General features: G+C 70.7%; 15 protein-coding genes and 1 tRNA gene. 6 read left to right on the forward strand and 10 right to left on the reverse strand.

The genetic code is table 11. From position 1 onward, the window contains the following. The first annotated feature begins 75 nt into the window (after positions 1-75). Together ASG59_RS11020 and ASG59_RS11025 are read left to right on the forward strand one after the other, a co-directional pair. Positions 76-525, forward strand: coding sequence for a hypothetical protein (locus ASG59_RS11020; RefSeq protein WP_244472237.1), 450 nt, complete (start codon positions 76-78; stop codon positions 523-525). Between the two features lie 16 nt (positions 526-541). Then, positions 542-1,000, forward strand: a complete 459-nt coding sequence (locus tag ASG59_RS11025) for a hypothetical protein (RefSeq protein ID WP_156399211.1) — start codon at positions 542-544, stop codon at positions 998-1,000. Positions 1,001-1,345: 345 nt separating this feature from the next. Here the strand turns inward: ASG59_RS11025 and ASG59_RS11030 are convergent. The 8 genes from ASG59_RS11030 to ASG59_RS11065 form a co-directional block, all read right to left on the reverse strand. Continuing rightward, positions 1,346-1,417, reverse strand: a tRNA-Thr gene (locus ASG59_RS11030). 154 nt (positions 1,418-1,571) lie between these two features. Beyond that, complete coding sequence (locus ASG59_RS11035; protein WP_056408917.1) at positions 1,572-3,257, reverse strand: HWE histidine kinase domain-containing protein; 1,686 nt, start codon at positions 3,255-3,257, stop codon at positions 1,572-1,574. Between the two features lie 180 nt (positions 3,258-3,437). Next, a complete protein-coding gene (locus ASG59_RS11040; RefSeq protein ID WP_056408842.1) occupies positions 3,438-4,199 on the reverse strand; it encodes a tRNA (guanine(46)-N(7))-methyltransferase TrmB in 762 nt (253 codons plus the stop codon). 12 nt (positions 4,200-4,211) lie between these two features. Further along, positions 4,212-5,387, reverse strand: coding sequence for a methionine adenosyltransferase (gene metK, locus ASG59_RS11045; protein ID WP_055880028.1), 1,176 nt, complete (start codon positions 5,385-5,387; stop codon positions 4,212-4,214). A gap of 193 nt (positions 5,388-5,580) precedes the next feature. Beyond that, on the reverse strand, positions 5,581-6,012 hold the full coding sequence (locus tag ASG59_RS11050; protein WP_056408844.1) for a helix-turn-helix transcriptional regulator: 432 nt from the start codon (positions 6,010-6,012) through the stop codon (positions 5,581-5,583). A gap of 132 nt (positions 6,013-6,144) precedes the next feature. After that, positions 6,145-6,411 carry a DUF2312 domain-containing protein gene (locus tag ASG59_RS11055; protein ID WP_055880034.1) on the reverse strand — a complete coding sequence of 89 codons (267 nt, stop codon included), beginning with the start codon at positions 6,409-6,411 and terminating at the stop codon, positions 6,145-6,147. A gap of 183 nt (positions 6,412-6,594) precedes the next feature. Further along, positions 6,595-6,897 carry a DUF1244 domain-containing protein gene (locus tag ASG59_RS11060; protein WP_056408845.1) on the reverse strand — a complete coding sequence of 101 codons (303 nt, stop codon included), beginning with the start codon at positions 6,895-6,897 and terminating at the stop codon, positions 6,595-6,597. 55 nt (positions 6,898-6,952) lie between these two features. Continuing rightward, on the reverse strand, positions 6,953-7,714 hold the full coding sequence (locus ASG59_RS11065; RefSeq protein WP_055880040.1) for an N-formylglutamate amidohydrolase: 762 nt from the start codon (positions 7,712-7,714) through the stop codon (positions 6,953-6,955). A 239-nt stretch (positions 7,715-7,953) separates the two neighbouring features. On the opposite strand from ASG59_RS11065, the gene ASG59_RS11070 reads away from it, so the two are divergent. From ASG59_RS11070 to ASG59_RS11085, 4 genes are all read left to right on the forward strand, one after another. After that, positions 7,954-9,258: a glycerate kinase gene (locus ASG59_RS11070; RefSeq protein ID WP_056408847.1), complete on the forward strand. Its 1,305-nt coding sequence runs from the start codon at positions 7,954-7,956 to the stop codon at positions 9,256-9,258. Between the two features lie 46 nt (positions 9,259-9,304). Continuing rightward, complete coding sequence (locus ASG59_RS11075) at positions 9,305-9,727, forward strand: DUF1036 domain-containing protein (protein WP_244472238.1); 423 nt, start codon at positions 9,305-9,307, stop codon at positions 9,725-9,727. 324 nt (positions 9,728-10,051) lie between these two features. Beyond that, entirely contained in the window at positions 10,052-11,188 is a 1,137-nt protein-coding gene (locus tag ASG59_RS11080; RefSeq protein WP_055880048.1) for a PAS domain-containing protein, read from the forward strand. Then, a complete protein-coding gene (locus ASG59_RS11085; protein WP_055880050.1) occupies positions 11,185-11,631 on the forward strand; it encodes a response regulator in 447 nt (148 codons plus the stop codon). Before ASG59_RS11080 ends, ASG59_RS11085 begins: the two co-directional genes overlap by 4 nt. Before the next feature lie 45 nt (positions 11,632-11,676). Here ASG59_RS11085 and ASG59_RS11090 read toward each other — a convergent pair whose 3' ends face one another. Then, a complete protein-coding gene (locus ASG59_RS11090) occupies positions 11,677-13,887 on the reverse strand; it encodes a molybdopterin cofactor-binding domain-containing protein (RefSeq protein ID WP_056408850.1) in 2,211 nt (736 codons plus the stop codon). 17 nt (positions 13,888-13,904) lie between these two features. Continuing rightward, a complete protein-coding gene (locus tag ASG59_RS11095) occupies positions 13,905-14,375 on the reverse strand; it encodes a (2Fe-2S)-binding protein (RefSeq protein WP_055880056.1) in 471 nt (156 codons plus the stop codon). Positions 14,376-14,391 lie beyond the last annotated feature (16 nt).

Here is a 14,391-nt window from a genome sequence, read left to right on the forward strand (position 1 = left end):
AATTCATGATCACGGGAAGCGACAATGTCTGATCAAGCGCTGAAAAGTGGTGGCTCTCCCACGGCGTCCGTCCTGATGCGACCGTGGCAGGCGAATGTCGGCCGCACGGGGGACAAGGTCATCAGCCTCTCGGCCTCCACCCAGGAAGGCACCCTCCCCTCCTCCGAGAGCGTCGGCGCGTCGGCTTCTCCGCAGCGGGAATGGATGTCGGCCATCGAGCTCGTCCAGGAGGCGAGCGAAGCGATCCGGATCACCGAGGAGCGAGCGGTCGATCTCGAAAACCAGCTCAAGCACGTCATCACCCAAGCGGAAGACGAGATCAAAAGCCTGCAGCAGAAGCTCGCGTCGCAGCAGACCCTCCTGAACCAATCCGAGGAGCGCGCACGACGCGGCGAGGCGCGCGCCAAGGAGGCCGAGGCCTGGCTCATCCGCCTCCATGACGCGGTGTTCACGGCCTTCGGGCCCAAGAGCCGCAGCAAGCTCGCGGGCAACCAGCAGAACGGCGCCGATTCCGTCGACCCTTGATCACAGATCTTACCCCGTGATGCGGACTCCTTCTCCATACGGCGCCGAGGTTGCGGTCGAGTCGCCGAGCGATCGCGCCCCCCTCGGTGTCGAGGTTGATCTGTTCTGCGCGCTGGGACTGATCGAAGCCGCCGTCACTTCCATCGACAGGCTGCAAACCTGGAAGGAGGCCGTCGAGCCGCAGGCCATTCGGCTCATCGACCAGATCAAGACGGAGCAGGCGAAATGGGAGGCGGAGCGATCCGTTCTGTTCAAGACCCTCGCCGATCACGAAAACCAGATCGCCATGCTCAAGAGATCGCTCGAAGTCGCCCTCTTCGAGAAGCACGTGGCCCTGCAATTGTGCTTCGACATGAGGTCGAGATCCAATCTGATCGAACAGCAACCGTCTTCCCACGGCGAAAACACGCTGATCCGGCACGATGACCATACCGACTTGATCGCAACCGCGGGGTCGCATCTCTATATCGAGTAAACCGGTTTGACGGCTCTACCTCTTGCCGATCCGGCGACATCGCGGCTCGTCACCCTGTTCGGGCCGGGCCGGAGGAGCATCGAAAGGCCCACCCCCGTTCCGATGACGCCGACCGGAACCCCGTCCGAACGGTGATCCCCGTCTTCGACGATGGCGGACTCGAGCGAATCCGGCGCCTTCGGTGATCGGATGTCGGCAGCGCCGCACCGCGATCCTGAGATGCCAGCACGGCCGAGGGACGATCGATCCCGGTCCCGGCGGACGAACGCCGCAAGCCGCAGGTCGTCGAAAGCCGGCACAGGACCCGTGACATCGGATTCGGCCGATGGCCGGGGTCTCTGACGGTGCCGGCGGAGAGGATTGAACTCCCGACCTTCGGTTTACAAAACCGCTGCACTACCGCTGTGCTACACCGGCATCCGACCGAGACGTGCTACCAGCGGCGAGGCCGGCATTCAAGCGGGTCGTCCCGGTCGTGCACGGTCGGGGCCCCCTCCCGGTGGGCGGGCGCCACCGCGTCGTGACGCCCGTAAACGCGCTTGGCATCGCTCGAGGTCGCGGCGTTGCCCCGTCACAACGGATTGAGGGTGTCGTTCCGGGCAGGCAGGGGCGCGCGCATCGTGAGGCGAAAGCCCTCGGGGGCGTAATCGGTCGTCACCTCGGCGCGCACCTGCGTGGTCAGCACCCGTTGCAGCAGCCGCGAGCCGAAGCCCTGGCGGGTGGGGGGCGCCACCGTGGGTCCGCCGCTCTCGACCCAGGCGAAGAGCAGGGTGCCGCAGGCGTCGTCCGGCTCCACGGCCCAGGTCACGGCGACCCGTCCGGCGCGGGTCGAGAGCGCCCCGTATTTGGCGGCGTTGGTGGTGAGTTCGTGGATGGCCATGCCGATCGGCACCGCGACCTCGGAGGCGAGGTCGACCGCCGGGCCGATCAGGGTGACGCGGGCGTCGGGCTCCCCGTCGAGGGCACCGTCGGCATAGGGCTTGAGTTCGTTGGAGAGCAGGTCGCGCAGGCCCGCCATCTGCCAGGTGGCGCCGGTGAGCACCGCATGGGTGTGGGCCAGCGACACGATGCGCCCGACGAAGGCGTCGTAGAAACTTTCGATGCTGGTGGCGTTGCGCGCGGTCGAGCCGACGATGGCCTGCACCGTGGCCAGGGTGTTCTTCACCCGGTGGTGCAACTCGCGGATCAGGAGGTTCTGGCGGTCCTCGGCGAGGCGCCGGTCGGTGACGTCGGCCACGACCCCGATCAGGCGCCGCGGCAGGCGGTCGGGGGTGTCGCGCTCGAAGCGGCCGGCCATGTCGATGACCCGCCAGGTTCCGTCGTCGGCCCGGCGGATGCGGCCACTCACATGCAGGATCGCGTCGTCGCGCAGGGCCGCGGAGATCGCGTGCCGGAACGCCATGCGGTCCTCGGGGTGGAGGATGTGATCGAGGAACTCGCGCTTGCCGACGGCCCCGTCTTCGGGACGGCGGCCGAAGATCGCGAACATGCGCTCGTTCTCCCAGATCGCGCGGTCGTCGAGCATATGCCACTCGAAGATGCCGAGATCGGCCAGGGATGCGGCGATGCGCAGGCGCTGCTCGCGGTCGCGCAATGCGTCGCGGTCGGCGACCCGGGCGGTGACGTCCTGCAGCACGCCGACCATGCCGGTGAGCGACCCGTCCGGTGCCAGGGTGCCCTGGCCCCGGGCCATCACCCAGACGGTCCGGTCCTCGTGCCCATGGCGCACACGGGCCTCGACGGCATAGGGCACGCCCGCGTGCCCGGACTCGCGCACCGTCAGCCCGATGCGCTCGGCGTCGGCCGGATCGAACCGCGCGCGCAGGGCCGCCCAGGACAGGGCATGGCCGGGGGGATGGCCGAGGATGTGCGCGGCGCGGCGAGACAGGGTGACGAGGCCGGTGGCACGCTCCCAGCGCCACTCGCCGAGCCCGGCCGCGGTGAGCGCGTCGCGGTTCTGCTCGGCCCGGACCATCTCGTCGGGGTCCACGGGCTCGACCACGAGGACCCGCACGGCGCCGGCCGTCGATCCGGAGGGACGCACCCGCACGGGAATCGCCGCGCCGTCGGCCTGACGCCACAGGCGGATGCCCTCGGGCACCGGGTTCATGGTCTCTCCGACGGTCCCCAGCGGCCGGTCGTCGAGGCTGCCGGGAGGCCGGCCGACGATGGCGCACAGGCGGGGATTGGCGCTGAGGATGGTGCGGCCGTCGGGCGACAGGATCGCGAGGCCGGTGGCGGCCAGGTCGAAGGCCACGCGATGCGCGTCCCCCCCGAAGGCCGAGGCCGCCTGCGCCGTCGGATCGTGATCCGCCCTGCCGCCCAACACGCGAACCTCACTCGGACCCGCCGGCGTCAAGCCTGCCGTCGCGGCACACCCGACTGAATTCAGACCATGATCGCAGATGATTCCGGCCACAAGGTGCCATTCGTCCAATCATCGACGGACGGACGGCTGTTCCCCATCTTGACGAAGGACGGTGAGATACGTCGGCCGGCGGCCGGCGGCGATGGCCTTGGCCTCGTAGCGGGTGCCGGGCCAATCCGGCCAGGGCCGCGTCCAGTCGGTGGCCGCCCTCGCGGTCCACGCGAGGTCCGGGTTGCGGGCGACGCGCACCAGCGTCCAGCCGGCGTAATCGTCGATGTCGCTGGCGAAGCGAAAGCTGCCGCCGGGCACGAGCACGCGCGCGATCTCCGCCAGGCTCTCGTCGGAGACGAAGCGGCGCTTGCGCTGGCGGCGCTTGGGCCACGGGTCGGGATAGAGCAGGTAGACGCGCGTCACGCTGGCGTCGGGCAGGGCGGCCAGCAACGCGGTCGCGTCCTCGTCCCAGATCCTGACGTTGCGCAGGTCGCGCTCGTCGATCTCGCGCAGGAGCTTGACGACGCCGTTGACGAAAGGCTCGGCGCCGATGATGCCGACGCCGGGCTCGCGGGCCGCATTGGCGGCCAGGTGCTCGCCGCCGCCGAAGCCGATCTCGAGCCAGACCTCGCGGACCGGGTCCGGAAACAGGGCCGCGGGATCGAGGAACGCGCCCTCTCCCGGCAGGGCGATCCTCAGCTCCGGCAGGAGGGAGGCCAGCCGCTGCTCCTGGAGCGCGCGCAGGCGCTTGCCCTTGCGCCGGCCGAAGAAGGCGCGCTCGGGCGCCTCCTCGCTCGCGATACCGCCCGCCTGGGGCGGGTCATCCCCCCGCCCCACCATGCGGAACAGGCCTCAGAACGCCGACTTGAGGCTGTCGGCGAGGTCGGTGCGCTCCCACGAGAAGCCGCCGTCCGCGTCGGGTGCCCGGCCGAAGTGGCCGTAGGCCGAGGTGCGGGCGTAGATCGGCTTGTTGAGGCCGAGCTTCAGGCGGATGCCGCGGGGCGACAGGTCGAGGGCGTCCATCAGCACGCCTTCGAGCTTGGCCTCGTCCACGGTGCCGGTGCCGTGCAGGTCGACGTAGATCGACAGGGGCTTGGCGACGCCGATGGCGTAGGCGAGCTGGATGGTGGCGCGGGTGGCGAGGCCCGCGGCGACCACGTTCTTGGCGAGGTAGCGCGCGGCATAGGCCGCCGAGCGGTCGACCTTGGTCGGGTCCTTGCCCGAGAAGGCGCCGCCGCCGTGGGGGGCGGCCCCGCCGTAGGTGTCGACGATGATCTTGCGGCCGGTGAGGCCGGCATCGCCGTCGGGGCCGCCGATCACGAACTTGCCGGTGGGGTTGACGTGCCAGACGGTGGAGCCGTCGATCCAGCCCTTGGGGAGGGCCGCCTGGATGTAAGGCTCGACGATGGCGCGCACGTCGGCCGAATCGAGGCTCTCGTCCACGTGCTGGGTCGAGAGCACGATCTGGGTGACGCCGACCGGGCGGCCGTCGACGTAACGCACGGTGACCTGGCTCTTGGCGTCGGGGCCGAGCTTGGCCGCGTCGCCGACCTTGCCCTTGCGGGCGTCGGCGAGGTCCTTGAGAATCTTGTGGGCGTAGTAGATCGGGGCCGGCATCAGCTCGGGGGTCTCGTCCGAGGCGTAGCCGAACATGATGCCCTGGTCGCCGGCACCCTCGTCCTTGTTGCCGGCGGCGTCCACGCCCTGGGCGATGTCGGCCGACTGGGCGTGCAGGTGGATGGCGATGTCGTTGTGCTTCCAGTGGAAGCCCGACTGCTCGTAGCCGATGTCCTTCACCGCTTCGCGGGTCAGCTCGGTGAGATGGTCGAAGGTCACCGAATCGGGACCGCGGACCTCGCCGGCGATGACGATGCGGTTGGTGGTGGCCAGGGTCTCGACGCCCAGACGCGCCTCGGGCATCGCCGCGAGATAGGCGTCGACCACGGTGTCGGAGATCCGGTCGCAGACCTTGTCCGGGTGACCTTCGGAAACCGACTCGCTCGTGAAGAGGTAGTTGGAACGCGGCATTGAGGACGATCCCCGGCTGTGGGTACGCCCAGATTCGATGGCGTTGGACCCGGTCTTCGGAAGGCCGAGGTTCTGGCATCGGCCTGTGGCAGGGTCAAGCCGAAAGACCGGACACGTTCGTGGCGACGAACGAAACGGTCGTTAGAGCAGACGCGGGCCTTCACCGGGACGGCCGCGTCGGGCCATCGCGCCTTCAGGTCCCCAGGCGGGTGCCGAGAACCTGGATGGCGGCCGCGAAGTCCTTGCGGCCGTCCTCCGTGAAGTGCCGCTTGACGTGCTCGGCCACCACCTCGGCGAGGCCCTGCCAGGAGCCCGGCGCGGCATCCGCCGCTGAATCCGCCGCGAAGGCCTGCTGCGGCCTTTCCGCGAACCCTTCCGGCGGCACGTCGTCGAGGCGCTGCATGCCCTCGAAGAAGTACGCCACCGGCACGCCGGTCAGCCGGCTGAAGGTGTCGAGGTGGATGGCGCTGATGCGGTTGGTGCCCTTCTCGTACTTCTGGAGCTGGGCCGCCGACATGCCGAAGCTCTGGGCCACCCGCTTCTGCGTCAGGGCCGCCTTCTTGCGCTGGAGGGCGATGCGCTGTCCGACATGGACGTCGCGTGCGTCGGTCTTCTGGCCTGCCATGGAGTCTTGACCTCGTGCGAGCCGGCCACGGCGATCAAGCTCGGCCGTGGCGCCAGAGGGCGCGGATAGTAGATTTTAACATAGATGAAAAGGACACCCCGTCGGGTTACGTTCCCTCTCCCTCGCGGAGCGCTAAACCATGCCGAGCGCCTGCATGTAGAGTTCGAGGATCGCCTCTTCCTCCTGGCGCTCGGCGTGGTCCTTCTTGCGCAGGGAGACGATCTTGCGCAGGGCCTTCACGTCGAAGCCGGTGCCCTTGGCCTCCGCGTAGACGTCCTTGATGTCGCCGGCGAGGCCGGCCTTCTCCTCTTCGAGGCGCTCGATGCGCTCGATGAAGCTCTTGAGCTGGTCGGCGGCGACGGAGGAGGCGTCGACGGCGGGTGCGGGAGAGGCGGCCATGATCGTGCGATGTCCTTCGAATCGGCGGCGCGGCGACAGGTCGGCGCCGCGCCCGTCGATCCGGATTAGGCGGTCGAGCTTACCGGGAGATTAGGGCCCCGGCGGAAATCGGCGGTGCCGATCCCCCCGGCCCACCAGGGCGATTCGCATCGCGCCGCGACGCCGTTGTCCCTTCGATAACCCTCAGTGCGGTTCGGCCTGGACCTTGGCGAAGGCCGCCTGCTGCTCGGGCGTCGCCTCCGGCTGGCGGCGCTTCCAGTCCTCGTAGGGCATCCCGTAGACGTGCTCGCGGCTCTCGTCCTTGCTCAGTTCCAGGCCGCGGGCGTCGGCCTCGTCCTTGAGCCAGTTCGAGAGGCAGTTCCGGCAGAAGCCGGCCATGGTCATCAGGTCGATGTTCTGCACGTCCTCGCGGGCCCGCAGATGCGCCACGAGACGGCGGAAGACGGCGGCTTCGAGTTCGGTGGTGGTGGCGGTGTCGATCGTCATGGCGCGGACTCCTCGTCGTGCGTGCCAAGAGAGGTCGGCGTCCATGCCCCGGGCGTCAAGCCGTCGGGGCGAGGTGGGGCCGCAGGAGCCCGGCGAATCGCGCCGCCCATTCCGCCTCGCCGGCCTCGTCCGCGATCAGGTCCTGGCGGATCTCGACGAGGGCGTTGGGCAGGCCGCGGGCGATGGCGTGGCGGTCGACGGTGTCTCCGGGCAGGCCGCCGCCGTAGGGTTCGTTGTCGCCCACCGTCAGCCCGGCCGGGTCGGCGCGCAGGCCCGCCACGAGGGGGGCGCTCAGGCGGTCGTCGTGGTCCCACAGGATGCCGACGTGCCAGGGGCGCGGGTCGCCGCGCCAGCACGGGGTGAAGCTGTGGATGGTGACGATGGCCGGCGGCGCGCCCGCCGCCATCGCCGCGGCGACATGGGCGTCGATGGCCCGGTCGTAGGGTTCGTAGAAGCGGGCGATCCGCTCCGCCTTGCCGGCCTCGTCGATGCGGGCGTTGCCCGGCACCACGGCCCCGTCGGAGAGCCGCATCACCAGGGTCGGGTCGTCGCGTCCGCGGTTCGGGTCGATGACGAGCCGCGAGAAGGTGGTGAGGACGGCGGGCGCACCGAGGAGGGCGGCGAGGCGGCGGGTCACCCCGGCCGCGCCGATGTCGTAGGCGATGTGGCGGGAGAACTCGGCGTCCGGAACCCCGAGCCGGCCGAGGTCGTCGGGCACGTGGTTGGAGGCGTGGTCGCACAGAAGCAGCAGGCCGCAGGCGGGGTCGCCCGGAACGGTCTCGACGGGATGGGGGCCGTGCGAATGAGGGCTGGGCATGAGGCTCGAACGCTCCGGGGTTGCGGGCGGGGGCTGGCTCAAGGAAGTCCGGCAAGCCGCGGACCAAGCCGCGGGCCGCGTCATCTCGCGCTTGCCCGCGCGGCGGGCGTCGGGCACAGCACGTATCGCGGGTCGCGACGTCACGGCAACATCCCGGCAGCGGGACTTCGACGCCGGCGGGCCGTGCGTTCGTCGAAAGAGCGACCGCCAAAGCGACACGAGAGACGGATACGCCCGCCATGACAGCGCCCTCCCCCGCCCCTTCGGCCGCCCGCGCCCTCCTCCTCGGCTTCCTCGACGAGGCGATCGCCGCGGCCCATCCGGCGCGCTGCCTCGCGCCGCACCTGCCGGCCCCCGGGCCGGGGCGCCTCATCATCCTCGGTGCCGGCAAGGCCGGCGGCAGCATGGCGGCGGTGGCGAGCCGGTTCTACCGGGAGACGCACGGGGTCGACGCCGAGCGCATCGCCGGCTTCGCGGTGGCGCGCCACGGCTACGGCGAGGAGGCGCCGATGATCCGCATGGTCGAGGCCGGCCACCCGGTGCCCGACCAGGCCGGCATCGACGCCACCATCGAGACCCTGCGGCTGGCCGGCGACGCCGGCCCCGAGGACGACGTGCTGGTGCTGCTCTCGGGCGGCGGCTCGGCCAACTGGATCGCCCCGGCCGGCGACCTCACGCTCTCCGAGAAGCAGGCGGTGACCAAGGCGCTGCTGCGCTCGGGCGCGCCCATCGGCGAGATCAACGCCGTGCGCAAGCACCTCTCGCGCATCAAGGGCGGGCGCCTCGCGGTGAAGGCGCGCAACGCCCGCTCGATCCTGACGCTGGCGATCTCGGACGTGCCCCACGACGATCCGGCGGTGATCGCCTCGGGGCCGACGGTGCCCGATCCCACGACGCTGGCCGACGCGCTGGCCATCTGCGAGCGCCGCGGCATCCCGCTGCCCGACACGGCACGGGCGCTCCTCAACGACCCGGCCAACGAGACGCCCAAGGCCGGCGATCCCGCCTTCGCGCGCTCGGAATACATCATCGTCGCCCGGCCCATCGACGCGCTGGAGGCGGCGGCGGCGGCGGCGCGCAAGGCCGGCTACGAGCCGGTGATGCTCGGCCCCGACGTGGAGGGCGAGGCCCGCGAGGTCGCGGCCGAACACGCCAGGCTCGCCAGGGAGATGGCGCAGGCCGGCCGGAAAGTCGCGATCATCTCGGGCGGCGAACTCACCGTCACCATCCGCGGCGAGGGCCACGGCGGCCCCAACCAGGAATACGCCCTGGCGCTCGCCATCGCCCTCGAGGGCCATCCGGGCATCCTCGGCATCGCCGCCGACACCGACGGCACCGACGGCGGGCGCGGCGAGGCCACCGACCCGGCCGGCGGCCTCGTCGATCCCACCACCCTGGAGCGCGCCCGCGCCGCCGGCCTCGATCCGGAGGCGATGCTGGCGGACAACGATTCGACCAAGTTCTTCGCCACCATCGGCGATCTCGTCCAGCCGGGCCCGACGCGCACCAATGTCAACGATTGCCGGATCATCCTTGTCGGATAAGCGACCGCGTCGGCGCCGACTCGGACAGCGTGGCCTGGGACGGCTGTTGGCGCCCTGGGGCGGGGCGATCGCGATCCTCGTCCTCGCCACCCCCGCCCGGGCCGACCTGCGCCTGTGCAACCAGACCACGAGCAAGGTCGGGATCTCGCTGGGCTACCGCGACGCGCAGGGCTGGGTGACCGAGGGCTGGTGGGACCTGACGCCCAAGGCCTGCGAGACCCTGCTGCGGGGCTCCCTCTCGGCCCGGTTCTACTACGTGTTCGCGGTGGACTACACCCGCGGCGGCGAGTGGAGCGGCCGCTCGCTGATGTGCACCAAGGACTCGGAGTTCACCATCCGCGGGGTCGAGGACTGCCTCGCCCGCGGTTTCGACCGCAACGGCTTCTACGAGGTCGACACCGGCGAGCAGAAGAGCTGGACGATCCAGCTCAGCGACCCGAACCAGCCGGCCGGCGGCGCCCCGCCGTGAGGCTCGGGCCCGATCGTCGCAACGCCGGCGAAGCGAGGGCCATCGCGCTTGCTTGGCGGCGGGATAAGGGCCTATGTCCACTGGAGGACACCGGATCGACGGCGGTGGGACGACAACCATCGCGGGTCTTCATCCGGCGTCCGAAACGCGCGGGACGATGGAAACGCTCGGGACAAGGGCATGTCCCCGTCCGTCCGGGCACCTTCGCGTGAGGAACGAACCGACTCGCGCGTGAGGAACGAACCGACTCGACCCGGTCTTTGACCCGAGCCGCCCTGAAGGGGCTCGTCGGGCGATCGAAGCGAACCCAGGAAGGCGAGAGACGTGGAGCAACGTGATGCATGGCGGATCACCGACCGGCTGAATGCTGAGCACGGCAAGGGCGATCCGTTCGCCGCCGCCGTCCGGGCCACCCGCATGGCGATGATCATCACCGACCCGCGCCTGCCCGATAACCCGATCACCTTCGCCAACGACGCCTTCCTCCAGATGACGGGCTATTCCCGCGAGGAGGTCATGGGCCGGAACTGCCGCTTCCTGCAGGGACCGGACACCGACCGGGCCGAGGTCGCCCGGATCAGGGAGGCCATCGAGAGGCGGGAGGACGTGAGCGTCGACATCCTCAACTACCGCCAGGACGGCAGCACGTTCTGGAACGCCCTCTACATCAGCCCGGTGATCAACGAGGACGGGGAGCTGCAGTTCTACTTCGCCTCGCAGCTCGACGTCACCGACCGCAAGATGAACGAGTTCCAGGTCAGCGCCGACAAGGACCGCTTCGAGCGGGCCGTCGCCGAGCGGACGCGGGAGCTGGAACTGAGCAACCGCGACCTCGCCGCCGCCCTCGAACTGCGCACGACGCTGCTCCACGAGGTCGATCACCGCGTCAAGAACAACATGCAGATCATCGCCTCGCTGATCAGCATGCAGCTGCGCACGATCCCCGACGAGGGGATCAGGGCCTCGCTGACCACGACCCTGAGCCGGGTCGAGGCCATGAGCACCGTCCATCGGCGCTTCTACCAGTCGGGTGACGTCTCGCGGTTCGACGTGTCGGAATTCGTGCGCGACCTCGTCTCCGACCTCGTGATCGCCACCGGCCGCCAGGACATCAGGACCGACCTCGACCTCGAGGCCATCGACGTGCCGGCCGACAAGGCCGCCCCGCTGGCGCTCATGGTCAACGAGGTGCTGACCAACGCGATCAAGCACGGCTTCCCGCAGGAGCGGGGCGGCACCATCCGGACGGTGGTGCGCCGGGACGGGACCACCTGCCGGATCACCATCGTCGACGACGGCCACGGCATGTCGGAGGACGGCAAGACCCGCCCGTCCTACGGCCGCAAGCTGGTGGAGCGGCTCGGCAGGCAGCTGCAGGCCAGGACAACCTGGGCCGACGCCAACCCGGGCACCCGCGTCGAGATCGCCATGCCGATCGAGCAGCGGAGGCGCGGATCATGACGGAGTCCCGGCCGCTCAACGTCGTCATCGTCGAGGACGAGGCCATCCTGGCCATGGAACTCGAGAACATGCTGGAGGATGCCGGCCACGTCACCGTCGGCTGGGCCACCTGCCTCAGCGAGGCCGAGGAGCTGCTGCGGGAGGTGAGCGCCGACCTCGCCCTCGTCGACATCCACCTCTCGGACGGGATCACCGGCATCGAGGTCGCCGACCTGTTCCGCCGCCATACCGGGGCACCGGTGGTGTTCATGACGGCGAACCCCAAGCTGCTGCCCGAGGATTTCGCCGGCGCGGTCGGCGTGATCGCCAAGCCCTACACCTCGATCGGCGTGATGGCGATGATCGACTACCTGCAGCAGGCCATCAGCGCGCCGCCGCCGTCCGTCAGCCAGCCCAACGGGCTGACGCTGGCCCCCGACTACCGGGAGCGGTGGTCGGCCTGAGCGACTCCGGTCCTGGCGCCGCCGGTTCTGGCGAGCGGTCGCTCGTCAGACGCCGCGCAGGCCCTCGAGCATCTTGGCCTTCGTGAAGGGCACCGAGCGCAGGCGCACGCCGGTCGCGTCGAACACCGCGTTCGAGATCGCGGACGGCACGATCGCGGCGGCCGGCTCGCCCGCCCCCCAGGGTTTTTCGGTGGGCCGGTCGATCAGTTCCATCACCACCTCGGGCACCTCCGGGAAGGCGAGGATCGGGTAGCTCGCCCAGTCGAGGCTGGTGACGGCGCCCCGGTCGAAGGTCACCTCCTCCTTGAGCACGCGGCTCACGGTCTGGATCACGTTGCCTTCGAGCTGGTTGCGCACCCCGTCGGGGTTGATGACCTGGCCGCAATCCTGGACGACGACGAAGCGCGGCACCCGGATCGCGCCGGTGGCGCGGTCGACCTCCACCTCGGCGACGCCCGCGACATAGGTGCGGTAGAGTTCGTAGCGGACATAGGAGACGCCGCGGCCGCGCAGCACGTCGCCGCCGGTCTCGGCCCGCGGCGAGGGCCTGCTCTCCCACTTGGCCAGGGCGAGGGCGCGGGTCAGCACCTCGGCCCCGCGCGGGTCGTTCAGGAGCCGCATCCGGTATGCGGCGGGGTCGACGCCGGCGGCCGCCGCCAGCTCGTCGAGGAAGGCCTCGTTGGCGAAGGTGTTCTGCATCCGCCCCGGCGTGCGGATCCAGGACGGGCGCAGCGGCGTCTCGGCGAGGCGATGGCAGACCGTGCGCACGTTGGGCAGGGCGTAGGGCAGCGCCGAGTTGTGGACGATGTTGCCCGGCGCCAGGGCGGTCTCGTGCGGCAGGCCGGCGAGTTCGGCCGCCACCAGCGGCACGTTGCCGGCCCCGCCCTCGGGGATGAAGAATTCCGAGGTCCAGGCGACGATCGCCCCGGCGGCGTCGAGGCCGCCCTTCAGGTCGATCAGCGTCGGCGGGCCCTTGGGATCCCAGCCGTGCTCGTCGGCCCGCGACCATTGCACCCGCACCGGCCGGCCCACCGCGCGCGCCAGCAGGGTGGCGTCGGCGGCGGCGTCCTCGTGGCCGTTGCGTCCGTAGCAGCCCGAGCCTTCGAGGTAGATGCAGCGTACGTCCTCGGTGGGCAGCCCGGTCATCGCCGCGAGCTGCCGGCGCAGGGCATGGGTCATCTGCGAGGCCGACCAGCAGGTGAGCCGCCCGTCCTTGAACTCGGCGACCGCGCAGGAGGGGCCGATGGAGCCATGGGTGTGGATGGCGAAATCGTAGGTGGCGACAAGCACCTTGGCCGCCTGCGGCAGCGCCGCCGCGACGTCGCCCACCGCGCTGGTCACGTCGTCCTTGGCGACGCGGGTGGCGCGGACGTGCTGCCACAGCTTGTCCTGCTCGGGCAGCCCGGCCCAGGCCGACCAGCGCGGGCGCAGCGCCTCGGCCGCCTTGATCGCCCCCCATTCGGTCTGGGCGACGATCGCCAGGAAGTTGCCCTCGCGCACCACCTTGACGACGCCGGGCATCGCCAGGGCGGCGGCATCGTCCACCGCTTCCAGCCTCGCGCCGATGGTCGGCGGGCGCACCACCCGCCCGTGGACCATGCCGGGCACCTTGAGGTCGTGGATGTAGGTGAAGCGCCCGGTGACCTTGCCCGGAATGTCGATGCGCGCCACCGACTTGCCGACGAGCGCGTAGCGGGACGGGTCCTTGAGCGGCGCGTCCGCGTCGACCTTGAGGGCGAAGCGCTTGTCCTTGAGGAGGTCGGCGAAGGGGATGCCGCCGATGGCGCCGTCCTTGAGGGCGAGGCCGGCGGCGGGGACGCCGAGGCGGTCGGCGGCGAGCCCGAGCAGCGCGGCGCGGGCGGTGGCCGCCGCCTGCCGGATCTGGGCGCCGCCGTTCTGGATCGACAGGCTGCCGTAGGTCGGCCCCTGGTCGGGGGTCAGGCCGGTGTCGCCCTGGACGATCGAGACGGCGCCCATCGGCAGGTCGAGTTCCTCGGCCGCCATCTGCTTGAGGGCGGTCTTCACGCCGGTGCCCAGATCGACCTTGCCGGAGAACACGGTGACGCGGCCGTCCGCGCCGATGGCGAGGAAGCCGTCGACCTCGTCGCCCGCCACCGATTTCGGCAGGCCCCGCGTCGGCAGGGCGGGGGGCAGCGGCGGCGCGGCGGCGGCGGCGCGCGGCAGCAGGGAAAAACTCACCACCAGGGCGCCGCCGCCCTGGAGGATGGCGCGGCGGGACAGGATCGGGTCGGACATGGTGGGCCTGTCGGATCTCAAAGGGACGCGGCCGCGCGCTTCACGGCGCGCAGGATCCGCGAATGGGTGCCGCAGCGGCACAGGTTGCCCGCCAGCTCCCGCTTGATCGCCGCGTCGTCGGGGTTGGGGCTGCGGGCGAGCAGCGCTGCCGACTGCATGATCATGCCGTTGATGCAGTAGCCGCATTGCGCGGCCTGCTCGGCGATGAAGGCGGCCTGGACCGGATGCGGCCGGTCGGCCGAGCCGAGTCCTTCCAGCGTCACGATCTTCTGGTCCGGCCGCAGGCTCGACAGCGGCGTCGTGCAGGAGCGCACCGCGACCCCGTCGACATGGACGGTGCAGGCGCCGCATTGGCCCAGGCCACAGCCGAAGCGGGGGCCGTGCAGGTCGAGGTCGTTGCGCAGGACGTAGAGGAGCGGAACCTCGGGATCGTCGCTGCGCACGCTCACCGCGCGCCCGTTGACGTCGAGCGAGACCGGCTGGCCCATGGTGCTTCTCCGACCA

Origin of the sequence: Methylobacterium sp. Leaf466, from assembly GCF_001425565.1 — a bacterium.
In the GTDB taxonomy this organism is placed as follows: domain Bacteria; phylum Pseudomonadota; class Alphaproteobacteria; order Rhizobiales; family Beijerinckiaceae; genus Methylobacterium.